The sequence below is a fragment of the Stenotrophomonas sp. 71799_Sma genome, from assembly GCF_056482505.1.
In genome coordinates this window covers 217372-238676 of record NZ_CM151202.1, presented here as the reverse complement: position 1 = coordinate 238676, position 21305 = coordinate 217372, and the positions used below count along the sequence as shown (strand labels likewise).

General features: G+C 67.2%; 20 protein-coding genes. 6 read left to right on the top strand and 14 right to left on the bottom strand.

The window, feature by feature from the left end; translation table 11 throughout:
• Window positions 1-19: 19 nt before the first annotated feature.
• Both ACZK4Z_RS01045 and arfB read right to left on the bottom strand, forming a co-directional pair.
• Window positions 20-580 (bottom strand): lysophospholipid acyltransferase family protein, encoded by a 561-nt coding sequence (locus ACZK4Z_RS01045; protein ID WP_223276957.1) that lies wholly within the window; start codon window positions 578-580, stop codon window positions 20-22.
• Window positions 581-626: 46 nt separating this feature from the next.
• A complete protein-coding gene (gene arfB, locus ACZK4Z_RS01040; protein ID WP_032130467.1) occupies window positions 627-1058 on the bottom strand; it encodes an alternative ribosome rescue aminoacyl-tRNA hydrolase ArfB in 432 nt (143 codons plus the stop codon).
• A 134-nt stretch (window positions 1059-1192) separates the two neighbouring features.
• Between arfB and ACZK4Z_RS01035 the strand changes: the two genes are divergently transcribed.
• A complete protein-coding gene (locus ACZK4Z_RS01035; protein WP_125895907.1) occupies window positions 1193-1720 on the top strand; it encodes a DUF2059 domain-containing protein in 528 nt (175 codons plus the stop codon).
• 75 nt (window positions 1721-1795) lie between these two features.
• Here ACZK4Z_RS01035 and ACZK4Z_RS01030 read toward each other — a convergent pair whose 3' ends face one another.
• From ACZK4Z_RS01030 to ACZK4Z_RS01015, 4 genes are all read right to left on the bottom strand, one after another.
• Window positions 1796-2563, bottom strand: coding sequence for a pseudouridine synthase (locus ACZK4Z_RS01030; protein WP_428993086.1), 768 nt, complete (start codon window positions 2561-2563; stop codon window positions 1796-1798).
• A gap of 117 nt (window positions 2564-2680) precedes the next feature.
• The gene (locus ACZK4Z_RS01025) at window positions 2681-3259 is read right to left on the bottom strand and encodes an O-methyltransferase (protein ID WP_125895905.1); all 579 of its coding nucleotides are present in this window, start codon (window positions 3257-3259) and stop codon (window positions 2681-2683) included.
• A 5-nt stretch (window positions 3260-3264) separates the two neighbouring features.
• Window positions 3265-4920 carry a ubiquinone biosynthesis regulatory protein kinase UbiB gene (ubiB, locus tag ACZK4Z_RS01020; protein ID WP_125895904.1) on the bottom strand — a complete coding sequence of 552 codons (1656 nt, stop codon included), beginning with the start codon at window positions 4918-4920 and terminating at the stop codon, window positions 3265-3267.
• Window positions 4917-5552, bottom strand: a complete 636-nt coding sequence (locus ACZK4Z_RS01015) for a ubiquinone biosynthesis accessory factor UbiJ (protein WP_125895903.1) — start codon at window positions 5550-5552, stop codon at window positions 4917-4919. Before ACZK4Z_RS01015 ends, ubiB begins: the two co-directional genes overlap by 4 nt.
• Window positions 5553-5963: 411 nt before the next feature.
• Here ACZK4Z_RS01015 and ddlA point away from each other — a divergent pair, with 411 nt between their 5' ends.
• Window positions 5964-7058, top strand: coding sequence for a D-alanine--D-alanine ligase (ddlA, locus tag ACZK4Z_RS01010; protein ID WP_125893098.1), 1095 nt, complete (start codon window positions 5964-5966; stop codon window positions 7056-7058).
• A gap of 157 nt (window positions 7059-7215) precedes the next feature.
• Here the strand turns inward: ddlA and ACZK4Z_RS01005 are convergent, their stop codons facing one another.
• The 3 genes from ACZK4Z_RS01005 to oleC form a co-directional block, all read right to left on the bottom strand.
• Window positions 7216-7371 (bottom strand): DUF1328 domain-containing protein, encoded by a 156-nt coding sequence (locus ACZK4Z_RS01005; RefSeq protein ID WP_049429804.1) that lies wholly within the window; start codon window positions 7369-7371, stop codon window positions 7216-7218.
• Between the two features lie 82 nt (window positions 7372-7453).
• Window positions 7454-8446 carry a 2-alkyl-3-oxoalkanoate reductase gene (gene oleD / locus ACZK4Z_RS01000; RefSeq protein ID WP_125893096.1) on the bottom strand — a complete coding sequence of 331 codons (993 nt, stop codon included), beginning with the start codon at window positions 8444-8446 and terminating at the stop codon, window positions 7454-7456.
• Window positions 8443-10101 carry an olefin beta-lactone synthetase gene (gene oleC / locus ACZK4Z_RS00995; protein ID WP_125893094.1) on the bottom strand — a complete coding sequence of 553 codons (1659 nt, stop codon included), beginning with the start codon at window positions 10099-10101 and terminating at the stop codon, window positions 8443-8445. Before oleC ends, oleD begins: the two co-directional genes overlap by 4 nt.
• Before the next feature lie 104 nt (window positions 10102-10205).
• On the opposite strand from oleC, the gene ACZK4Z_RS00990 reads away from it, so the two are divergent.
• Window positions 10206-10631 (top strand): YkgJ family cysteine cluster protein, encoded by a 426-nt coding sequence (locus ACZK4Z_RS00990; RefSeq protein WP_004135417.1) that lies wholly within the window; start codon window positions 10206-10208, stop codon window positions 10629-10631.
• A 113-nt stretch (window positions 10632-10744) separates the two neighbouring features.
• On the opposite strand, the gene ACZK4Z_RS00985 is transcribed toward ACZK4Z_RS00990, so the two are convergent.
• The 4 genes from ACZK4Z_RS00985 to ACZK4Z_RS00970 all read right to left on the bottom strand — a co-directional run bounded on the left by ACZK4Z_RS00985 (window position 10745) and on the right by ACZK4Z_RS00970 (window position 16254).
• Window positions 10745-11635, bottom strand: a complete 891-nt coding sequence (locus ACZK4Z_RS00985) for an alpha/beta fold hydrolase (RefSeq protein ID WP_012509723.1) — start codon at window positions 11633-11635, stop codon at window positions 10745-10747.
• 116 nt (window positions 11636-11751) lie between these two features.
• Window positions 11752-12768 (bottom strand): 3-oxoacyl-ACP synthase III, encoded by a 1017-nt coding sequence (locus ACZK4Z_RS00980; protein WP_004135358.1) that lies wholly within the window; start codon window positions 12766-12768, stop codon window positions 11752-11754.
• A 103-nt stretch (window positions 12769-12871) separates the two neighbouring features.
• The gene (locus tag ACZK4Z_RS00975; RefSeq protein WP_478451128.1) at window positions 12872-13189 is read right to left on the bottom strand and encodes a DUF4156 domain-containing protein; all 318 of its coding nucleotides are present in this window, start codon (window positions 13187-13189) and stop codon (window positions 12872-12874) included.
• A 215-nt stretch (window positions 13190-13404) separates the two neighbouring features.
• Window positions 13405-16254 carry a M16 family metallopeptidase gene (locus ACZK4Z_RS00970; protein WP_032130144.1) on the bottom strand — a complete coding sequence of 950 codons (2850 nt, stop codon included), beginning with the start codon at window positions 16252-16254 and terminating at the stop codon, window positions 13405-13407.
• A 415-nt stretch (window positions 16255-16669) separates the two neighbouring features.
• Between ACZK4Z_RS00970 and ACZK4Z_RS00965 the strand changes: the two genes are divergently transcribed.
• On the top strand, window positions 16670-17146 hold the full coding sequence (locus ACZK4Z_RS00965) for an XAC0231 family protein (protein WP_125893093.1): 477 nt from the start codon (window positions 16670-16672) through the stop codon (window positions 17144-17146).
• 69 nt (window positions 17147-17215) lie between these two features.
• The gene (locus ACZK4Z_RS00960; RefSeq protein ID WP_005407625.1) at window positions 17216-17695 is read left to right on the top strand and encodes a tRNA (cytidine(34)-2'-O)-methyltransferase; all 480 of its coding nucleotides are present in this window, start codon (window positions 17216-17218) and stop codon (window positions 17693-17695) included.
• A 446-nt stretch (window positions 17696-18141) separates the two neighbouring features.
• Here ACZK4Z_RS00960 and ACZK4Z_RS00955 read toward each other — a convergent pair whose 3' ends face one another.
• A complete protein-coding gene (locus ACZK4Z_RS00955; protein ID WP_024956299.1) occupies window positions 18142-19305 on the bottom strand; it encodes an acyl-CoA dehydrogenase family protein in 1164 nt (387 codons plus the stop codon).
• Between the two features lie 315 nt (window positions 19306-19620).
• Here ACZK4Z_RS00955 and ACZK4Z_RS00950 point away from each other — a divergent pair, with 315 nt between their 5' ends.
• Window positions 19621-21297, top strand: a complete 1677-nt coding sequence (locus ACZK4Z_RS00950) for an electron transfer flavoprotein-ubiquinone oxidoreductase (protein ID WP_049461849.1) — start codon at window positions 19621-19623, stop codon at window positions 21295-21297.
• The last annotated feature ends 8 nt before the right edge of the window (window positions 21298-21305 follow it).

Below are 21305 nucleotides of genomic sequence, written 5' to 3'. Positions count from 1 at the left end.
GCGGCAGCCTGCGGCCGGCTCAGACCGTACCGCGGGTCTTGCCGATCCAGGGCCGGTAGAACTCGCGGATGGCGGCCATGTCGGCGGCGTCATCGCCGGTCGGCGTGAACAGCGGGCCGATGCCGATGGTCTTCTCCGGGTAGTGGAAATACGCGGCCAGGATCGGCACGTCGGCCATCCGCGCGATCTTCAGGAAGCCGGCCTTCCAGTCCTTCACGGCCTTGCGGGTGCCCTCGGGCGTGATGGCGAACCACATCTTCTCGTTGTTGCGCAGCAGGTCCACGGCCTGGCCGACGGTGCCCTGCGGCGAGCTGCGGTCCAGCGGGATCACACCCAGCTTGTGCAGCAGCGGGCCGAGCGGCCACCAGAACAGCGATGCCTTGCCCAGCACCTTCACCTTCATGCCCAGCGCGATCTTCGCGGCCATGCCCCACAGGCCATCCCAGTTGGACGAATGCGGGGCGATGATGAAGACCAGCCTGGGGATGTCAGGCAGGGTACCGGTCACCTTCCAGCCGCCCATGCGCAGGGTGCAGCGCGCCAGCCAGCGCAGGAAGGCGTTGGGTTTGACCTGCGGCATCTGCGGCGGCACGGCCGGCAGCAACGAAGTCGGGTTGTTCAAGCAATCACTCCCAGTCACGTGATGAGCGCCCGCGCTTGATCTGCGCGCGCCCGCGTTTGGCGTCCAGACGACGCAGTTTCGACCCGAGGGTCGGCTTGGTGGCCTTGCGCGGCTTGGGCACGCTCAGCCCGGCCTGGATGAAGGCCGCCAGCCGATCGCGCGCATCCTCGCGATTGCGATCCTGGGTCCGGAAACGTTGCGCGTCGATGACCAGCACGCCTTCGCCGGTCATGCGCCGGTCACGCCGCGCCAGCAGGCGCGCGCGCAACGGTTCGGGCAACGAGGGCGAGTTGGCCACATCGAAACGCAGTTCCACCGCGGTGGAGACCTTGTTGACGTTCTGGCCACCGGCGCCACTGGCACGCACGAACCGCTCGACGATCTCGCCGTCGGGGATTTCAAGCTGCGCGCTGATGGTGACCGGTCCACTGCCCATCCGCGCATTGTAGCGGCAGCCACGCACCGGAGTGCGGCATCGCGCCCCGTATGCCGCCGATCAGGTACCGAACACGCCGCCTTCGCCTTGGCTGCGGGTATGCTGGCCGTCCCATGTACTGCAGGAAGCCCCGCATGACCCGCACCGTACCCGCCCTGCCGTCCCTGCTGCGCCGCGCCGCCCTGCTGCTGGCGCTGGCCGTGGCCAGCGTTCCGGCCCTGGCCGCGCCGCCGACCGATGGCGACATCAACCGCCTGCTGTCGGCCTCGCGCGCGCAGAGCATGATCGACACCATGCTGCCGCAGATCGAGGCGATGCAGCAGCAGCAGTTCCAGCAGGTAGCCGCACAGCGCCAGCTCAATGCCCAGCAGCAGGAACAGCTGAAGCGGATCCAGGCGCGGACCAGCCAGACCCTGCGCCAGGCCCTGTCCTGGCAGCAGCTGCGGCCGATGTACGTGGACCTGTACAAAAAGACCTTCAGCAAGGAAGACGTGTTGGCGATGGCCGAGTTCTACGAGAGCGCGGCCGGCCAGAGCCTGCTGGACAAGACCCCGGCGCTGATGCAGAACGTGATGGTCGCGATCCAGGCGCGCATGCAGCCGCTGTTTGCGGACCTGCAGAAGGATCTGGAAGCGATCGTCAACGAGCCGGAAAAGAAATGAGGTAGTGCCGGCCGCTGGCCGGCTCCCCATTACATCTGGAATCGCGCAGATGCCGGCCAGCGGCCGGCACTACCGTCAATCGGTATCCACCTGCCAACCGAACAGGTCCAGCGCCTTCTGGAACCCACCGTCCAACGGCGCACGCACGTCCACCGCGCCACCGTCCGGATGCGGGAAGCGCAGGCGCTCGGCGTGCAGCAGCATGCGGTGCACGCCCTGCATGCGGAAGATGCGGTTGTGGCGACCATCGCCGTGGCTGGTGTCGCCGATCATGTGATGCGAGAGGTGCTTGAGGTGCCGGCGGATCTGCCGGAAGCGTCCGGTCTGCGGCTGGCAGCGCAGCAGTGCGTAGCGCGAGCTGGTGAATTCACCGACCGGCACCGACAGCTCGCCGGTGGCCAGGCGCTGGAAGTCGGTGATCGCCGGCTTTTTCACCGGCTTGCCCGGGCCGCCGTCCAGATCATGATCGACCTGCCAGGTGAGCTCGGCCGGCCAGCCCCGGCAGACCGTCAGGTAGTCCTTCAGCACTTCGCCGCCCATCAGGGCCTTGCCCAGCGCACTGGCGGTATCGCGGTCGAAGCCCAGCAGCAGGCAGCCACTGGTGGCCCGGTCCAGGCGATGCACGAGGAAGATCGGGCGGCCCAGCTGCTCGCGCAGGCGGTCGGCCAGGAAGTCGTCTTCGCCACGGGCCAGCTTGCTGTCGTGGACCATCAGCCCGGCAGGCTTGTTGACCACGGCCAGGCGCTCATCCAGGTGCAGCAGCTGCAGGGGCGCGGTGTCGGTCTCGACCGCGGCGAGGGTATCGGGTTCGGTGCTCACGGCAGGATTATCGGGGCTGGGCACTGAATGGGGTAGAGCCGGCCGCTGGCCGGCTGCCTCCGGGCAATCGGATGGCTGCGGTTGCCGGCCAGCGGCCGGCAACCGCGTGCCAACCAAGGTTGGCACCTACCTGTAGAGCGGTCAGGCGCTGCGCACGGCCAACAGCTCGCCGTTGCCCACCGGCACCAGGCTGGTGCTGAAGTCCGGATCAGCGTCCAGCAGCACGCGCAGCGGTTGCATCTCTTCCGCATGCGAGGTGGCGTTGTCCACCACCAGCAGGCCACCGGGACGCAGCACGCGGCGCAGCTGCGGCCACCAGCCGGCGTACTGCCCGCGGTCCGAATCGAGGAACAGCAGGTCGATGCAGGCATCGGCGGCCTGCGCCAGCCAGAGCCCGGCATCGCCACGGACCAGGCTGATGCGATCACCCAGGCCACTCCGTGCAAACGTGGCTCGCGCCATCGCCACCTTGTCGTCGGCGTACTCCAGCGTGGTCACGTGGCCGTCGATGGCTGTGGCTGCCTCGGCCAGCCACAGCGTGGAATAGCCGTTGGACGTACCGATTTCCAGCACCCGGCGAGCGTTGCCGAAGCGCACCAGCACCGACAGGAATTCACCGGTGTCGGGCGTGATGTTGAGCATGCGTCGGCCGCGCTCGCTTTCGCGTGCGTCGTTGTCGGCGCCGAAGCGGATCAGTTCGTCCTTGAGTGCCTGCAGCATGGGGCCTACTTCCACCACGCGCGCAGCAGCGCCACTGCGCCGACCGCACCGGACAGCCAGCTCCACGCCGGCACGTCGCCCCAGTACCAGCCCGGCGGCTGCAGCACATACATCAGTGCAGCGATGGCCAGCAGGCCGACACCGGTGATCGCGCCGACCGCATGCTTCTGCAGGCGCTGCACGCTGGCATCCAGTGCGGCCAGGTCGCGCGAACGCATCGACAGTTCGTGGCGGCCTTCCACCTGCTGGGTCAGCCAGGCGTGCACCAGGCGCGGCATGTCCGGCGCATGGGTCATGATTTCCGGCAGGCGCTTGCCGATCTCGCGTACCACCCGGCGCGGGCTGTAACGCTCGCGCAGGATCTTCGCCAGCACCGGCTTGGCCACCGCCCAGATGTCGATCTGCGGGTCGAGCTGGCGGCCGACGCCTTCGATGTTCAGCAGGGTCTTCTGCAGCAGGATCAGCTGCGGCTGCAGGGTCAGCTGGTAACGCTGGGCCACGCGGAACAGCTTCATCAGCACTTCGGCCAGCGAGATCTGCGACAGCGGCCGGGTGAAGTACGGCTCGCACACCGAACGCACGGCGGCCTCGAGGTCATCGATGCGCACGTTGTCCGGCATCCAGCGCGCCTGCACGTGCAGTTCGGCGATGCGGCGGTAATCCCGGTTGAAGATGGCCATGAAGTTCTCGGCCAGGTAGTACTGATCTTCCTGCGAGAGCTGGCCCATGATGCCGAAGTCCAGCGCGATGAAACGCGGGTTGGCGCGGCGCGCCGGATCGGTGTCGACCCAGATGTTGCCGGCGTGCGCATCGGCGTGGAAGAAGTTGTCGCGGAACACCTGGGTGTAGAACACCCGCACGCCCTTGGCGGCCAGCGCCTTGCGGTCGATGCCGGCCTTGTCCAGTGCGGCGATGTCATCGGACGGGATGCCCCACACGCGTTCCAGGGTCAGTGCCCGCTCGGCGGTGTGGCTCCAGATCACTTCCGGCACGTACAGATCGTCGCTGTTTTCCCAGAAGCGGCGCAGCACGCTGGCATTGGCGCCTTCGCGCTGCAGGTCCAGCTCGGCAGCCAGGGTGTTCTCGACTTCGGCCACCACTTCGCGCGGGCGGATCTTTTCGGCGCGCGGGTGGGTGCGCTCGACCAGGGCAGCCAGCGAATTGAGCAACGCGATATCGGCGTCGATCTGCTTCTCGATGCCCGGGCGCAGCACCTTGACCACCACCTGGCGGCCATCGGCCAGCGTGGCTGCGTGCACCTGCGCGATCGAGGCCGAGGCCAGCGGTTCGGTATCGAAGCTGGCGAAGGCCTCGCTGACCGGCAGGCCCAGCGCTTCCTCGACGATGCGACGCGCGGTCTCACCATCGAACGGCTTGACCCGGTCCTGCAGCAGGGTCAGTTCATTGGCCACATCCGGCGGCACCAGGTCGCGGCGGGTGGACAGGATCTGGCCGAACTTTACGAAGATCGGGCCCAGATCCTGCAGCGCCAGACGCAGGCGTGCACCGCGCGACTGAGCGGCGATGTCGGCCGAGGCGCGCGGCACGAACGGCTTGGCCAGGCGCAGCCAGCGCTCGGCAGGAGTGCCCTGCAACAGGTCGTCGAGGCGGTAACGCAGGATCACCCGGCCGATGCGGCTGGCACGCAGCACGGCCTTCATGCGGCACCCCGCAGACGCTGCACGCGTGCACCGAGGCGTTCGACGTCGTCGCGCAGCACGTCCACATCGTCGTGGAAGGCATCCAGCTCGGCACGCGGCACCACGTCGCGCGATTCCTCGGTGATGAACTCGGCGGCGCTGTGGGCCAGGTCGATCGCGCCCTGGCGCGCATTCTGCAGGGCGCTGCGCAGGGTGTTGGCCACCTGCACGCCCAGCACGTCGCCGAACACGCTGACGAACGGTTGCTGCCAGTCAGGATCGAAGCCCTTGGCCAGCTGCTGCAGGCGACGCGCCAGTTCGGCATCACCGGCCACGCGCACGCGACCCTTGCCGTTGTTGTCGCCGCGCCGTGCGTTGGCCAGCAGCGGCAGCTGCGCCAGCACGCCGGCCAGGCTGCTGCGCACGGCCAGGTCGGCTTCCTGCGCGTCCACCGGGCCGACCCGCAGTGCATCACCGTCGACGCTGATGCGCATGGCCAGCGACGGCGCTTCCAGGGTCAGGTCGATGTGCCGGCCGTCGAGGCTGGCCAGTGCATGGCGGGTATCCGGATCCAGCGCCAGCGCGCGGTTCAGGGCGATCTGCAGGGCGCGGCCAGCGACCGGCTTGAGGGACTTGAGCAGGGAGAGAGCCATGTGCGCATTCTACCTGCGTGGGTGGGGGGCTTGGGCCGGGCTGCCGCCCGGCACCCGCAGATGCCACTGCCAGAGCAACATCAAAGGCTGGCTTCCTGTGGAGAGGCGGGGTGGGTTCGGTTGCGGGGGCCGCTGCAAGTACGTCCCTGTAAGCTCGGTCGCCGCATCCATGCGGCTCACGCCCCCGCAACCGGACCCACCCCGCCTTCGACAGGTTCCTGCGATCTGTCAGGCTATCCGGGGTCGGATCCCGTTGCTGCGCAACGGGCTCTGACCCCCTATTGATGGGCCATGGAGGACGCTAGATCCACGCCATGCGTGGATGGATTTCTGGTTCATCTGTGCCTCACGCGGAGGGCCGATGAAGGTTCATGCTATGAGGCCATGCAACGCACAGGACATCGCAACACCATGGCACGGACCCGGGTCGGCATCATCTTCGGGGGCAAGTCCTCCGAGCACGAAGTTTCGCTGCAGTCGGCGAAGAACATCCTCGATGCGCTTGATCGCGAGCGCTTCGAGCCGGTGCTGGTCGGTATCGACAAGCAGGGCCAGTGGCATCTGAGCCAGCCGGATACTTTCCTGATCAATGCCGATGATCCGTCGCGCATCGCACTGCATCGCTCGGGCCAGTCGTTGGCGGTGCGCCCGGGTGTCGAACAGGCACAGCTGCAGCCCTCCGATGCGGCCAGTGTGCTGGGGCAGATCGATGTGGTGCTGCCGATCGTGCACGGGCCGCTGGGCGAGGACGGTGCGCTGCAGGGGCTGCTGCGCATGGCGAACCTGCCCTTCGTCGGTTCGCCGGTGCTGGGCTCGGCGGTGGCGATGGACAAGGACGTGACCAAGCGCCTGTTGCGCGACGCTGGCCTGCAGGTGGCGCCGTGGCTGTGCATCCGACGTCACCAGGCCGCTGACGTCGATGTCGATGCGGTGATCGCGCAGCTCGGCCTGCCGTTGTTCGTGAAGCCGGCCAACCAGGGTTCGTCGGTGGGTGTGAGCAAGGTCAAGGATGCGGCGGGCTTCGCCGAGGCGCTGGCATTGGCGCTGCGCTACGACCACAAGGTGCTGGTGGAATCGGCGGTGGTCGGCCGTGAGATCGAGTGCGCGGTGCTGGGCAACGAACAGCCGCAGGCCAGCCTGTGCGGCGAGGTGGTGGTACACGACGAGTTCTACGCCTACGACACCAAGTACATCAACGAGGATGGCGCCGAGGTGGTGGTGCCGGCGGATATCGATGCTGCAACCCAGGCACGTATCCAGCAGATCGCGCTGCGGGCCTACCAGGCGCTGGAGTGTGCGGGCATGGCGCGCGTGGATGTGTTCCTCACCGCAGACGGCGAGATCGTCATCAACGAGGTCAACACGCTGCCGGGCTTCACCCGCATCAGCATGTACCCGAAGCTGTGGGGCGCCAGCGGTGTGGACTACACCACGCTGATCACGCGCCTGATCGAACTGGCGCTGGAGCGCCATGAAGCCGATCGCGGATTGCACAGCGCCGTGTAGAGGCGCTCTGTGTCTCTGTAGCGTCGAGCGATGTTCGACTCTACAAAAGGCGTGCCAACCAAGGTAGGCACCTACCAGACGATGGCGTGCCGACCGACGGTCGGCACCCACCGGAAAGAACAGTGCCGGCCAGCGGCCGGCACTACCCTGCGGTCTTCTAGCCGCGCTTGCGGAACATCGAGATCACCGCCAGCACCAGGAAGATCACGAACAGGATCCAGGCGATGTTGCTGGCGGCACCGGCGATGCCGGAAAAGCCGAGCACGGCGGCGATGATGGCGATGACGAAAAAGATGACGGCGTAATGCAGCATGGCGCTCCTCGCAGATGTACGGGCCGTTGGATGGCGTGGGTCCATCCTCCCGATCTGGCGGTGTGCAACCAGTGATGGCGACCTATGCGGCAGATGAAGCCTTCAGCCTGCGCAGCCCTTCTTCAATGCTGACCTGCGGCACGTAGCCGAAGTCACGGCGCGCCGGCTCCATGCTGTACCAGTGCGGCGTGCACAGCTGCTCGGCCAGGAAGCGGGTCAGCGGTGGCTCGCCACGCAGGCGCAGCAGCGGCCACAGCCGCTCGCAGACCGCACCGATGCGATAGGCGGTCTTGAAGCTGATCGCCTTGTCCACTGTCGGCGCACCAACGGCGGCCAGCAGCTTGTTGACCAGCTCACGCATCGGCAGTGGTTCGCCGTTGGAAATGAAGTAGGCCTTGCCCGCACACGCGGCGCCCGGCGCCAATGCTTCGAAAGCGAGGAAGTGCGCGAGCGCGGCATTGTCGATGTAGGTGGTATCCACCTTGTTGTTGCCATCACCCACCAGACGCAGGCGCCCCTGCCGCGCACGCTCGGCCAGCCTCGGCACCAGCTGTTGGTCGCCCGGGCCCCAGATCAGGCGCGGTCGCAGTGCCACCGTCGCCAACGAGGCATCGTTGGCGGCCAGCACGCGCTGTTCGGCGATTGCCTTGGTGGCCGCATACGGCGCCTGGAAGTCCTCGCCGTACGGCACGTCGTCGGCACCGAGGCCTTCCACCGGATGGGTAGCGCGGTGGGTCACGCTGGGCGTGGAGGTGTAGACCAAGCGACTGATGCCGTGCGCGCGGCAGGCCGCGATGACGTTGTCGGTGCCGACCACGTTGGCCTGGTGGTAGCTGTCATAGCTGCCCCAGGCGCCGGCCTTGGCACCGTTGTGGAATACCGCGTCGACGCCGGCCACCGCATGCAGCACCGCCTGCGCATCGGCCAGATCGCCACGGATCTGGCCCACGCCCATGGCCTGCAGTTCCGGGTAGTGGCTGCGGTTGAACGCCAGCACCTGGTGGCCACGTTCGACCAGCCCGCGGCACAGCGCCTGGCCAAGGAAACCACCACCACCGGTGACCAGGATCTTCATGCGCGCTTCTCCAGTTCGGCGCTGGCCCAGACGGCGAGCTTCTCGCGGCCGATCTTGGCGTTGTGACGGATATCGACGGGGAACGCGGGATGCATCAGTACGTGCTGCAGGTTCGCCTCGGGCAATTGCAGGGTGGCCTGGGCGCGCAGCGCCTCGCGCAACGCCGGACTGTCGCTCTGGCCACGCTGCAGTTCCACGCACAGCACCGGCACCTGCGCACCCGCCGGGCCAACGCCAACCAGTGCCGTGCGCGCCACGCCGGGCACGGTGTTGAACACCGGCTCGACCTGTTCGGTGTACAGCGGCCCCTGCGCGGTTTCCACGCGATGGGTCTTGCGACCGCAGAACCACAGGCGGCCCTGCGCATCGAAGTACCCCACGTCACCCATGCGATGCACCACGCGCGTGCTGCCATCGGCCAGCGTCTCGCGGATCTTCGCCGCCGCGGTGGCCTGCGGGCGGTTGAAGTAACTGTCGGTAGCGGTCGGTCCGGCCACAGTGATCTCGCCCACCTCGCCGGTGGCCAGCACGCGCGCCTGCGACCAGTCGGCCAACGGTGCGTCATCGATGGCGATGATGCGCACCTCATTCGGTTCAACCACGCTGCCCACGCAGGTACCGGCACCGGCCTCGGTGGCGGCACGGGTGCGCTCCAGCTCGCGGCCTTCCACCACCGCCACCGGCAGGCACTCGGTGGCGCCGTACGGGGTCCAGAACTGCGCATCGGCCGGCAACAGGCTGCGGATGGTGGCGACCACATCCGGCGGCACCGGCGCACCGGCCGAGGTCACCCGGGTCACCGTCGGCAACGGCCGGCCGTGACGGGCCAGCACCCGCATCAGCGCAGGCGAGCCAAACAGTTGGGTCACGCCGAAACGCTGGATGGCGTCATGCAGGCGTGCCGGGTCGGCCTGTGCCGGCCGGGTCGGGTCCATGTCCGGGATCACCGAGGTCAGGCCCAGCGCCGGGTCGAACAAGGCAAACGGCGGGAAGGTCGGCAGGTCCACCCCGCCCGCTTCCATGCCAAAGGCACTGCCCAGCAGCTGGATCTGGCCGACGAAATGACGGTGGCGGTAGACCACGCCCTTGGGCACGCCGGTGGAGCCGCTGGTGAACAGGATCGCGGCCATGTCCTCGCCATCGGTGGCGGCCAGCATCGCCCCCCCGTTGGCACCGGCGCGCTCCAGCGCGGCCAGCGTGGTCCCGCCCCAGCCGAGGCGGCGGCCGACGGTGACCAGGCGGGTCGCCGAGGGCGCCCAGCGCAGCGCCAACCGCGCCACGTGTGCCAGCGGAATGCCAATGAAAGCCTCCGGCTGCGCCTCGTCCAGGCACTGCTTCAGCGCGCGTTTGTCGATGCCCGGGTCGACCAGCACCGGCACCGCACCCAGTTTGAACAGGGCAAACATCAACAGGAAGAACTCCGGCGACGGCCGCACCATCACCACCGTGCGCACCCCGCGACCGATCCCGTAGCCGGCCAGGCCAGCCGCCATGGCGTCGCTGCGGGCGTCCAGCTGGCGGTAATCCAGGGTCACGTCGTAGGCGGCCATGCCGTTGCCGGCGCCACGGCGGCCCGGGCAGCGGATGGCGATCTGGTCGGGCCGTTCACGCGCCAGTTCAGGCAAACGGGCGGCAATATTGCAGGGTCGGTTCATCCGTTCATTGTCGCCGCTTACGGAATTTCTTGCGCGGCGGCCAACTTCGTGGAAAATCCGCACCCTCGTTCCTGATTCCGACTGCCGCCCGAGGCGGCTTGCCCATGCAACATCCCTGCATGACCTGCGGCGCCTGCTGCACCCAATACCGCGTGGCCTTCCACTGGATGGAATCGGACGAGGTCACCCCCGGCGGCGTACCGCACCAGCTGACCGAGGTGCTGGACCCGCATCGCCTGTGCATGCGCGGCACCCACTCCAAGCCGGTACGCTGCGTGGCGCTGGATGCGCAGATCGGCGTGTATTCACGCTGCACCATCCACCCCAACCGGCCCAGCGTGTGCCGTGAGGTGGATGCATCGTGGGAGTACGGCAAGGCCAGCCCGCAGTGCGACAAGGCGCGCATTGCCTATGGCCTGGATCCGTTGACCCTGGCCGACTGGCGCTGGCGCGACGAAGCGGGCAACGACGACGACCACCCGGACGACAACGGCAACAGCCCGTCACCGCAGGCGCCGATCGCGGCGTAGGGGTAGTGCCGGCCGCTGGCCGGCAACCTCATGAACCCTTCGGGTGTGCCGACCAACGGTCGGCACCTACCCATTTCCTCTTCCGGTGGGTGCCGACCGTTGGTCGGCACACCTCAGATCGGGTTCTTGTCCAGGAACGCGCGGATTTCCGGCACCAGCACTTCGTGCCTGTCTTCCAGCACGTAATGCCCGGCGTCCTCGAAGGCATGCACCTGGGCCTGCGGCAGCGCGGCCTGGAAGCCCTTCAGGAAGTGATGGTCGAACACGAAGTCGCGCAGGCCCCAGCCGAGGAAGGCCGGGCGGTCGGCGAACGACGGCAGCGCCTTGCCGGCACGCTCCAGCAGCGACCAGGCCTTGTCGGCCGGCGACAGCGGAATGTCCTGCATGAAGCGGATGGTGCTGATGCGGTTGGCGTAGCTGTTGTACGGCGACACGTACGCGCGGCGCACGTCGGCCGGCATCTTCCGCTCCACGCCCAGCCACGAGGCACCGGACGAGAAGGCGTTGAATGTGCGGATGATCCACTCGCCGATCTTCCAGTGGCGGCCCAGCGCGATCTGCCACGGCATCTTCTTCGCCGCCGGCATCGGGAACGCAGCGGTGTTGAGCACCACCAGGCGCTTCACCTGGTCGTGGTGCGACAGCGCCCAGCCGAAACCGATCATGCCGCCCCAGTCATGCACGGCCAGGGTCACCGGACCGGTGATGCCCAGGTGCTTCAGCAGCGCGTCGAGATCGTCCACGCGCGACTGCAGCGTGTACTCGTAGCGGCTGTCATCGGGCTTGTCCGACAGGCCCATGCCGATGTGGTCCGGCACGATGCAGCGGTACGTGTCCGACAGGCCGGCCACCAGCGTGCGCCAGTAATAGCTCCACGACGGGTTGCCGTGCACCATCACCACCACCTCGCCGTCGCGCGGGCCTTCGTCGAGATAGTTCATCGACAGGCCGGGGCGGACCTCGAAGCGCTGCGGGTGGGCGGGGTAACCGGGAAGCTGGGACATCGGATCGCACCTGTAGAAAGGGCCGGTAGAACCGGCCCTTGGACACTTGGAAGATCATCGCTGTCCGTCGCGAGCGATTGGCGAGGCAATCGCGCAGCAGGTCAGCGGTGACTTTTTTACCAGACCACTTCAGCCATCGAGCAGTTCAGGCCCGAGCCGATGCCCAGAAGCGCGATGCGATCGCCCTTCTTCAGCTTGCCCAGCTGCTTGAGCTTGCTCAGCACGATCGGCACCGAGGCCGGGCCGATGTTGCCGTGCTCGCCGAAGATGGTCATGACCTTCTTCGGGTCGATGCCGAAGTTCTTGATGAACGCAGCGGTGTGCGGCTGGCTGACCTGGTGGATCACGAACTGGTCCAGCTCTTCCACGGCCCAGCCGAGTGCGATCTTGGCGGCAGTGAAGGTCTTCTGCGCCAGCTTGATGCCTTCGATCAGCAGCAGGCGGGTGTCGGTGACCATGCGGTCCAGGTTGCCCAGGCACAGCTGGTTCCACTCGGTGGCCGAGCGGGTCACGCCGCCCTTGTAGCGCGGGGCGTCCGGCACCAGCTCCGAGCGCGCCATGACCATGGCAGCGGCACCCGAACCGGTGGTCAGCGCCGCCAGTTCGTTGCGGAAGTCGTCGGCGGTGACGTCCGGCGCGGTCATCCGCTCCAGGGTCTTCTCGTACACCAGGTTGGCGGTCTCGCCGTCCACCACCAGCGCGTAGTCGATATCGCCGCGCTCGATCATGCGCGCCGCGATATCCATGCCGTTGATGAAGGCCAGGCAGGCATTGGCGACGTCGAAGGTCATGCACTCGTCGCTGACGCCGAGGTTGCCGGAGACGATCGACGCGGTGGACGGCTCCAGGTAGTCGCGGCTGACCGAGGTGTTGACCAGCAGGCCGACCTGCGTCGCATTGATGCCTGCGTCTTCCAGCGCCTTGCGGCCGGCCATGGTGGCGGCGTCGGAGGCCAGCACGCCGTTGTCCCACAGGCGGCGGGCATGGATGCCGGCGATATCGCCGAGCACGTCGGTGCGGATACCAAGGCGATCGAGCGTCGGCTGCAGCCGCTCGTTGATTTCCTTGGTCGTCAGCGTATGCGGCGCATCAACGTGTGCCAGGCCGGCGATCGAGACATTCTTGAAGAGCATCGAGGTTAGCGCCAAGGCTCAGGCAAAAGGGGGCGCTATTCTATAACTCCCGGGGCCTTCACCGCATCTTTACGAATTCAGGCTTGGCCGTATGGTGAAGCATTCAGCGCGGCGGGCACTGGAATGCGGCAAAGCGCTGGCTGCCATCGGCCGGAGCGGCGGCGGCCTGTACGGCGTTGGCGCCTGCGCTCGGGGCCTCGTTGCGGGCCAGGGTTTCCAGCTCTTCCTGCACACGCAGCGGGTTGCGGTTGTAGAAGCCGACCTTGCTCTTCACGGTCACCACCACCTCGCCCTTGGCGATGCAGCCAGCGGGAACCGGGCCTGCCGGCAGCACGCGGGTCGCCTTGCCGACCGGTTCGATCGGCACCCAGGTACAGGCGGTGACGGTGAGCAGCAGGGAGGAAAGCAGCAGAACGCGCATGGGCAGATCCTGGAAGGGTATGGGGGGATTCTGCCTGAACAGCCTGAATCGAGGGTAGCCGGTGGGTGGGGTCAGATCCCCCGCAGGGGGTCCTGACCCCGCCTTCGGGTCACGGAGTTGCCGGCCAGCGGCCGGCACTACCACGGCAAGGTTGCCGGCCAGCGGCCGGCACTACCGGAGGAGCCGGCCCGCCCCATGGCGGGCCGGGTATTGCCTTACTTCTTGACCGGGTTGCCTTCGGCATCGATCACCGTCACCTCGCCCAGGTTCAGCGCGCGCACGGCCGCTTCGGTCTGCTTGAGGTCACCCACCACCACCCAGGTCAGCGCCTGCGGCTTGATCTCGGCGGCGGCCTGCTGCACCTGTGCCGGGGTCATCGCCTCGATCTCGGCCTTGCGGCGCAGCACGTAGTCATCCGGGCGCTTGAACTGCACGATCGAACCGATGGTCGACGCCACCGCGCTGGCGGTCTCGTAGGCACCGGGCAGGCTCAGGGTCTGGATGTTGCGGATGCGGTTGACCTCGGCGGCGGTGGCCGGCTTGCTGCCGTCGGCGAACGCGGCGATTTCCTTGCGCATTTCCGCCATCGCCGGGCCGGTCTTGTCGATCTGCACCGGCGCGCTGGCCATCCACGGGCGCTGGCCCACCGAATTGATCGCGCTGCTGCGCGCACCGTACGACCAGTGCTTGTCCTCACGCAGGTTCATGTTCAGGCGCGAGGTGAAGTCGCCACCGATCACGCCGTTGGCGATATCGAAGCGGGTCGAGCTGGTGGCGCTGGACGGCGCGACCACCTGGCCGGCGAACAGGTTGGCCTGCACCGCGCCCGGCTGGTCGATCAGGAACACACGCGGGCCCTTCGGCAATGCGACGTCGGTCGCCGCCTTCACCTGCGGAGCATCGCCGGCAGCCTTCCAGTCGCCCAGCTGCTTGTCCAGCAGCGGCACGATTTCCGCCAGCGTGGTATCACCGACCACGATCAGGGTGCCGTTCTGCGGGCGCAGCCAGTCGTGGTGGAAATCAACCAGATCTTCGCGGGTCAGGCCGCTGATCGCCGCCTCATCGCCACTGCCGGTGAACGGAATGGCATACGGGTGGCCCTTGCCATACAGCAGTGGCGGCAGCACGCGCATCGCCACCGCACCCGGGTTGACCTTCTCCTGCTGGATGCCGGCGATCCAGGTCGCCTTGACCCGGTCGATCTCACCCTGCTCGAAGCGCGGCTCGCGCAGCAGGTCGCGGTACAGCGCCAGCGACGGTGCCAGGTTTTCCTTCAGTGCCGACAGGTCCACGCTCATCGAGTCCAGGCCGGCCGATGCATCCAGGCTGGCGCCCAGCGCATCGGCAGCATCGGCGAAGGCCAGCGAGCCGAGCTTGCCGGCGCCTTCGGTCATCAGGCTCATGGTGAAGTTGGCGGTGCCCGGCTTGCGGCCCTGGTCGGCGCTGAAGCCGCCCGGGAACTGGTAGCTGAACTGCACCACCGGAATCTCGTGGCGTTCGGCCAGGATCACCTGGGTGCCGTTCTTCAGCGTGGCGCGCTGCAGCGCCGGGAACTTCAGCTGCGGGAACTCGCGGGTCTGCGGCACGCCGGCCTTGCGGTCGACCTGCTCCGGCAAGGTGCTGTACTTGGGGTCCACCGCGGGAACGTTGAACGGCTTCGGTGCCTGGCTCGGGTCTTCCTTCAGCGCCACACGCTCACCCGGTGCGATCACCAGGGTGTGGCTGCCCTTGTCCAGCCACTGCGCGCCCAGCCGGCTCAGATCAGCGGCACTGGCCTTCTCGATGTTGGCCAGCGAGGTGCGGAAGCAGCCCGGGTCGCCGGTGAACACCGCGCACTCGGCCAGTGCGTCGGCCTTGCCGCCGAAGCCGCCGATGCGCTCGATGCCGCGGATGAAGCCGGCGCGGGCACCGGTCTTGGCGCGCTCCAGCTCGGCCGCGGTGGGACCCTGCTTGATCAGGCGGTCCAGTTCCTCGTCGATGATCTTCTCGACCTTGGCCGGGTCCTGGCCCTGCTTGACCGTCGCCATGATCACGAAGTTCGAACCCAGCTGCGAGGTCGAAAGGCCCGAGGCGATGCTGTCCACCAGCTTGTCCTGGTGCTGCAGGCGCTGGCTCAGGCGCGAGGACTTGGCACCGCCCAGGACCTGCGCGAACAGCTGCAGCTGATCGACATCGGTGGTGCCGACCTGCGGCACGTTCCAGGCGCGGTAGATGCGCGCCTGCGGCACCTTGTCGGTCATCGTCTCGCGCGTGTCGGCGTTGCGCTTGGCCACGTTCACTGCCGGCTGCGCCATGGTCGGGCCGGCCGGGATGCTGCCGAAGTACTTGCCGACCTTTTCCTTGGCAGTGGCCAGGTCGATGTCGCCGGCCAGCACCAGCACCGCGTTGTTCGGGCCGTACCAGGTGCGGAACCAGGTCTTCACGTCATCCAGCGACGCCGCGTTCAGATCGTTCATCGAACCGATCACGCCGTGGTGATACGGGTGGCCTACCGGGTACAGCGCCTTGTTGAGCTGGTCCCAGGCCTGACCGTAGGGCTGGTTCTCGCCCTGGCGCTTCTCGTTCTGCACCACGCCACGCTGTTCGTCCAGCGCCGCCTGGTCGATCGCACCGACCAGATGGCCCATGCGGTCCGACTCCATCCACAGCGCCATGTCCAGCGCGGTGGTGGGCACGTTCTCGAAGTAGTTGGTGCGGTCGGTATTGGTGGTGCCGTTCTGGTTGGTGGCACCGACCTGCTTGAACGGTTCGAAGAATTCGCCGTCGTGGTTTTCGCTGCCCTGGAACATCAGGTGTTCGAACAGGTGCGCGAAGCCGGTACGGCCGGCCGGTTCGTCCTTGCTGCCCACGTGGTACCAGACGTTGACGGCGACGATCGGCGCCTTGCGATCGGTATGCACGATCACGCGCAGGCCGTTGGGCAGGGTGAACTGCTCATACGGGATATCGACCTTGGCCGGTGCGGCCGGCTTGGCCGCCAGCGCATGGGAAGGCACAAGCGTGCCCAGGGCGGTGCTGAGGGCGACGGCCAGCAGTGCAGCGCGCGGGCGAAGGGCGAGAGACATATCCGGATCCTTGGTCACATAGGTGAACCCCGATCCTAGCCTGCGCACGCAGCGGCAGGAATCGGCCAGCAGTCACTGGGGGTGTTTGCCCCTGTGCCCCATCCGCAGCGCCGATCTGCGCTGCCTGACCGGTCACAAGCGCCCGCCAGGACCGTCCGGACAGTGTCCGCAGCACATCGAATGGACAGGTGTCCGCCTACCGGACACTTCTCGGCCAAACAAAAACTCTTGCAAATCAACAACTAAAAGTTGGCACGGGGATTGCTTGGTACTTCCTGCGCCAGGAAGGGCTTCAGATGAAAGCTGACTGAAGACTGAACAAATGCAGGAGACCGAAAATTTTCCTTGCAAGCCCAGAATCGGTGTACTACATTACTACCACACCACTGATCACCAACACTAAACAGGCCCCGTCATGAACGCCAAGACCATTGCCATCGCCATCGCCCTGATCGCCGGCACCGCGGTTGTTTCGTCGGTGCAGGCCTCCGAATCCATCCCGACCCTGGCCACCGTGCAGGTCCGCCCGGCCGCCGACCAGCTGGCCCAGCAGGCCTGGGAACAGGCCAGCGGCATCCCGACCCTGGCCACCGTGGAAGTGCGCCCGAGCGCCGACCAGCTGGCCGAGCGCAACGGCTACGTTGCCGCCCCGGTTGCTGCCGCGATGCCGATCACCACCCTGGCCTCGGTGGAAGTGCGCCCGAGCCTGGAACAGCGCGTCGCCCTGGCCGCCGAAATGGAAGCCCAGCGCTACGCCGCCACCCTGGCTGCCGCCGCCACCAACGTCGCCAACTCGGTCATCGTCAACCTGCCGGCCCTGCAGGTGCGCCCGAGCGCCGCCGACCTGCAGGCCCTGGCCACCGAAACCGCCCAGGTCCTGCTGCGCCCGTAAGCGGTGCCGCCCTGCCCAGCGCAGGGCGTGCGCCGTAAAGGCGGCGGTCGTCGCAGGTACACTGCGCCGATGAATGCCGCGCCCCAGTTCCATGTGATCCTGTTCCAACCGGAAATCCCGCCCAACACGGGCAATGTGATCCGGCTCTGCGCCAACACCGGCGCGCAGCTGCACCTGGTCGAGCCGCTCGGCTTCGCACTGGAAGACAAGCAGCTCAAGCGCGCCGGCCTGGACTACCACGAATACTCGCGCCTGCAGGTGCACCCCGACCTGGACACCGCGCTGGCGCGGATCGCACCGAAGCGCTTGTTTGCCCTGAGTACGCGTGCCAGCGTGCGCTACGACAGCGTGGCCTTTGAAGATGGTGATGCCTTCCTGTTCGGCCCGGAAAGCCGCGGCCTGCCGCAGGACGTGCTCGATGCCTTGCCCGATGGCCGCCGCCTGCGCCTGCCGATGCGGCCGGACAACCGCAGCCTCAATCTTTCCAACACCGTTGCGGTGGTGATGTACGAAGCGTGGCGGCAGCACGGGTTTGCTGGCGGCGCGTAAACCGCCTCAGGTGGGTGTGGACCTGCTACTGGTGGGTGCGGACCCTGGTCCGCACTGATGCCCGGTCGCGCGCTGAAGGAATGTGCCAACCAAGGTTGGCACCTACCAAAGGCAGGTCCAGGCAGGCGCCGAGAACCTCTGATGGCTGTGGATCGCTTCTGGTGGGTGCGGGCCTTGGTCCGCACCGATGCCTGGTCGCGCGCTGAAGGAATGTGCCAACCAAGGTTGGCACCTACCAAAGGCAGGTCCAGGCAGGCGCCAAGAACCTCTGATGGCTGTGGATCGCTTCTGGTGGGTGCGGACCTTGGTCCGCACCGATGCCCGGTCGCGCGCTGAAGGAATGTGCCAACCAAGGTTGGCACCTACCAAAGCACATCCCAGGTGGCCGTGGCAGGTGCCATGTGCAGCAGATCCACGCCATGCGTGGATGGTGTTCCCCGCACCGCCTAGAACGCGTTGATGCCGGTCAGTTCGCGGCCGATCACCAGCTGGTGCACGGTCTCGGTGCCTTCATAGGTGATCACCGATTCCAGGTTCAGCGCATGCCGGATCGCTACATGCTCGGTGGTGATGCCGGCGCCGCCCAGCAGATCGCGACACTCACGGGCGATGTCGATGGCCATGCGGCAGTTGTTCCACTTGGCCAGGCTGACCTGCTGCGGCTGCAGCTGGCCAGCTTCCTTCAGGCGGCCCAGCTGCAGCGCCAGCAGCTGCGCGGTGGTGATGCGGCGGGCCATTTCGGCCAGCTTGATCTGCGCGCTCTGCGTGGCCGCCAGCGGGCGACCGAACAATACGCGCTCCTTGGCATAACCCAGTGCTTCATCCAGGCAGGCAATCGCCGCACCGATCGGCCCCCAGCTGATGCCATAGCGGGCCTGGGTCAGGCAGCCCAGCGGCCCCTTCAGGCCCTTCACGTTCGGCAGCCGGTGGCTGTCGGGCACGCGCACGTCATCGAAGAACAGCGCCCCGGTCAGCGATGCGCGCAGGCTCATCTTGTGCTTGATCTCCTGCGTGGTGAAGCCGGCCATGCCCTTTTCCAGCACGAAACCCTGGATGCCGTCCTCGGTCTGCGCCCAGACGATGGCCAGGTCGGCCACCGGGCCGCTGGTGATCCACATCTTGCTGCCGCTGATGCGCCAGTCGCTGCCGTCGCGCACCGCGCGGGTCTTCATGCTGGCCGGATCGGAACCCCCATGCGCCTCGGTCAGGCCGAAGCAACCGATCAGTTCGCCGCGCGCCATCGCCGGCAGCCACTGCTGGCGCTGTTCCTCGCTGCCATAGGCGTAGATCGGGTACATGCACAGCGAGCTCTGCACCGAGACGAAGCTGCGCAGGCCCGAATCGCCGCGCTCCAGCTCCTGGCAGATCAGGCCATAGCTGACCGCGCCGAGGCCACCACCGCCGTACTCGGTCGGCAGGGTCGCACCGAGCAGGCCCAGTGACGCGATCTCCGGCACCAGTTCATCGGGGAAGCGGGCCTGGTCGAAGGCATCGCCGATGATCGGCAGCACGCGCTCGTTGGTGAAACGGGCGACGCTCTCCTGCACCGCGCGCTCTTCCTCGTTGAGCAGGGAACGGACATCGAACAGATCGTACGGATGCAAAGCCATGGCACTCACGCGCAGTCAGGACCCGGCCATTGTCGGTCATCCGCAAGCATCGCGTCTGGTAGGTGTGGACCTTGGTCCACACGGAAGCGGGTCCGGGCGGTGAAACAATGTGCCAACCAAGGTTGGCACCTACCCGGCCACGTGCATTACGCTGCACCGCAGCAATCATGACGTGAACATCGTCGATCTAGCTCGATCACGCGCGGCCCGGTACCCTGACACATTCAAACAACCGTTTCGCTCGTGGCTGCACGCGCGATTCCCAGGCACCGCCGGTGGCCCCGATGCCGGCCCTACCCACGAGTCATGCAATCGATGAGCGCTGAAGCCAACGCCCTGCCCCCGCGTGAAGTAATGGAGTTCGACGTGGTGATCGTCGGCGCCGGCCCCGCCGGCCTGGCCACCGCGATCCGCCTGCGCCAGCGCGCGATCGAAGCCGGCCGCGACCTGTCGGTGTGCGTGCTGGAGAAGGGCTCCGAACCGGGCGCGCACGTCCTTTCCGGCGCCGTGATGGATCCGCGCGCACTGACCGAACTGTTCCCGGACTGGGCCGAGCGCGGCGCACCGCTGAAGCAGAAGGTCACCCGCGACGAATTCCTGTTCCTCAGCGAAACCGGCGCACGCAGCACGCCCAATGCGCTGCTGCCGGAGTGCTTCCACAACGAAGGCAACTACATCATCAGCCTGGGTGAAGTGACCCGCTGGCTGGCGCAGCAGGCCGAAGCGCTGGAAGTGGCGATCTTCCCCGGCTTCGCCGCAGCCGAGGTGCTGTACGGCGACAACGGTGAAGTGATCGGCGTGGCCACCGGCGACATGGGCATCGAGAAGGACGGCAGCATCGGCCCGGCCTTCGAACGGGGCATGGCGCTGCAGGCCAAGTACACGATCTTCGCCGAAGGCGCACGCGGCCACCTCGGCCGCCAGCTGATCGCGCGCTACAAGCTGGACGAAGGCAAGGACCCGCAGGCCTACGGCATCGGCATCAAGGAACTGTGGCAGATCGACCCGGCCAAGCATGAGCCGGGCCTGGTGGTGCACGCCGCCGGCTGGCCGCTGGACAGCGACACCTACGGCGGTGCGTTCCTGTACCACGCCGACGGCGGCAAGGTCGCCATCGGTTATGTGGTTGGCCTGGACTACAGGAACCCGTGGCTGAGCCCGTTCGAAGAGTTCCAGCGCTTCAAGACCCATCCGTCCATCCGCAAGCACCTGGAGGGTGGCACCCGCATCGGTTACGGCGCGCGTGCGATCACCGCCGGTGGCCTGCTGTCGCTGCCCAAGACCGTGTTCCCCGGTGGCGCGCTGGTCGGCTGCGAGGCCGGCTACCTCAACGCCAGCCGCATCAAGGGCAGCCATGCCGCGATCAAGACCGGCATGCTGTGCGCCGATGCCGCGTTCGACGCGCTGGCCGCCGACCGCCAGCACGATGAACTGAGCGCCTACCCGAAGGCGTTCGAAGCCAGCTGGCTGTTCACCGAACTGCAGCAGGCCAAGAACTTCAAGCAGTGGTTCAAGAAGGGCCAGACCGTGGCCACGCTGATGACCGGCGTGGAGCAGTGGCTGCTGCCGAAGCTGGGCGTGCGCAATCCGCCGTGGACCCTGCACCGCACGCAGCCGGATCACGTCTGCCTGGAGCCGGCGGCCAAGCACACCCGCATCGCCTACCCGAAGCCGGATGGCGTGCTGACCTTCGACCGTCTCAGCTCGGTGTTCCTCAGCAGCACCAACCACGACGAGAACCAGCCCAGCCACCTGACGCTGAAGGACCCCAGCATTCCGGTGAAGGTGAACCTGGCCGAGTACGCCGGCCCGGAAGCCCGCTACTGCCCGGCGGGTGTGTACGAGTTCGTCGGTGAAGCCGACAACGCGCGCCTGCAGATCAACGCGCAGAACTGCGTGCACTGCAAGACCTGCGACATCAAGGACCCGACCCAGAACATCGTCTGGGTGACCCCGCAGGGCGGTGGCGGCCCGAACTATTCGGGCATGTGATTGCTCCG

Excerpts from the sequence above, each read along its gene's own strand:
- ubiB (WP_125895904.1), bottom strand. The coding sequence starts at position 4,920 with ATGAAGGCCGTGCTGCGTGCCAGCCGCATCGGCCGGGTGATCCTGCGT.
- ACZK4Z_RS01035 (WP_125895907.1), top strand. The coding sequence starts at position 1,193 with ATGACCCGCACCGTACCCGCCCTGCCGTCCCTGCTGCGCCGCGCCGCC.
- ACZK4Z_RS00980 (WP_004135358.1), bottom strand. The coding sequence starts at position 12,768 with ATGCTCTTCAAGAATGTCTCGATCGCCGGCCTGGCACACGTTGATGCG.
- ACZK4Z_RS00965 (WP_125893093.1), top strand. The coding sequence starts at position 16,670 with ATGAACGCCAAGACCATTGCCATCGCCATCGCCCTGATCGCCGGCACC.
- ACZK4Z_RS01045 (WP_223276957.1), bottom strand. The coding sequence starts at position 580 with ATGCCGCAGGTCAAACCCAACGCCTTCCTGCGCTGGCTGGCGCGCTGC.
- ACZK4Z_RS01015 (WP_125895903.1), bottom strand. The coding sequence starts at position 5,552 with ATGGCTCTCTCCCTGCTCAAGTCCCTCAAGCCGGTCGCTGGCCGCGCC.
- arfB (WP_032130467.1), bottom strand. The coding sequence starts at position 1,058 with ATGGGCAGTGGACCGGTCACCATCAGCGCGCAGCTTGAAATCCCCGAC.
- ACZK4Z_RS00975 (WP_478451128.1), bottom strand. The coding sequence starts at position 13,189 with ATGCGCGTTCTGCTGCTTTCCTCCCTGCTGCTCACCGTCACCGCCTGT.
- ACZK4Z_RS01025 (WP_125895905.1), bottom strand. The coding sequence starts at position 3,259 with ATGCTGCAGGCACTCAAGGACGAACTGATCCGCTTCGGCGCCGACAAC.
- oleD (WP_125893096.1), bottom strand. The coding sequence starts at position 8,446 with ATGAAGATCCTGGTCACCGGTGGTGGTGGTTTCCTTGGCCAGGCGCTG.
- ACZK4Z_RS00970 (WP_032130144.1), bottom strand. The coding sequence starts at position 16,254 with ATGTCTCTCGCCCTTCGCCCGCGCGCTGCACTGCTGGCCGTCGCCCTC.
- ACZK4Z_RS00960 (WP_005407625.1), top strand. The coding sequence starts at position 17,216 with ATGAATGCCGCGCCCCAGTTCCATGTGATCCTGTTCCAACCGGAAATC.
- oleC (WP_125893094.1), bottom strand. The coding sequence starts at position 10,101 with ATGAACCGACCCTGCAATATTGCCGCCCGTTTGCCTGAACTGGCGCGT.
- ACZK4Z_RS00990 (WP_004135417.1), top strand. The coding sequence starts at position 10,206 with ATGCAACATCCCTGCATGACCTGCGGCGCCTGCTGCACCCAATACCGC.
- ACZK4Z_RS01005 (WP_049429804.1), bottom strand. The coding sequence starts at position 7,371 with ATGCTGCATTACGCCGTCATCTTTTTCGTCATCGCCATCATCGCCGCC.
- ACZK4Z_RS00950 (WP_049461849.1), top strand. The coding sequence starts at position 19,621 with ATGAGCGCTGAAGCCAACGCCCTGCCCCCGCGTGAAGTAATGGAGTTC.
- ACZK4Z_RS00985 (WP_012509723.1), bottom strand. The coding sequence starts at position 11,635 with ATGTCCCAGCTTCCCGGTTACCCCGCCCACCCGCAGCGCTTCGAGGTC.
- ACZK4Z_RS00955 (WP_024956299.1), bottom strand. The coding sequence starts at position 19,305 with ATGGCTTTGCATCCGTACGATCTGTTCGATGTCCGTTCCCTGCTCAAC.
- ddlA (WP_125893098.1), top strand. The coding sequence starts at position 5,964 with ATGGCACGGACCCGGGTCGGCATCATCTTCGGGGGCAAGTCCTCCGAG.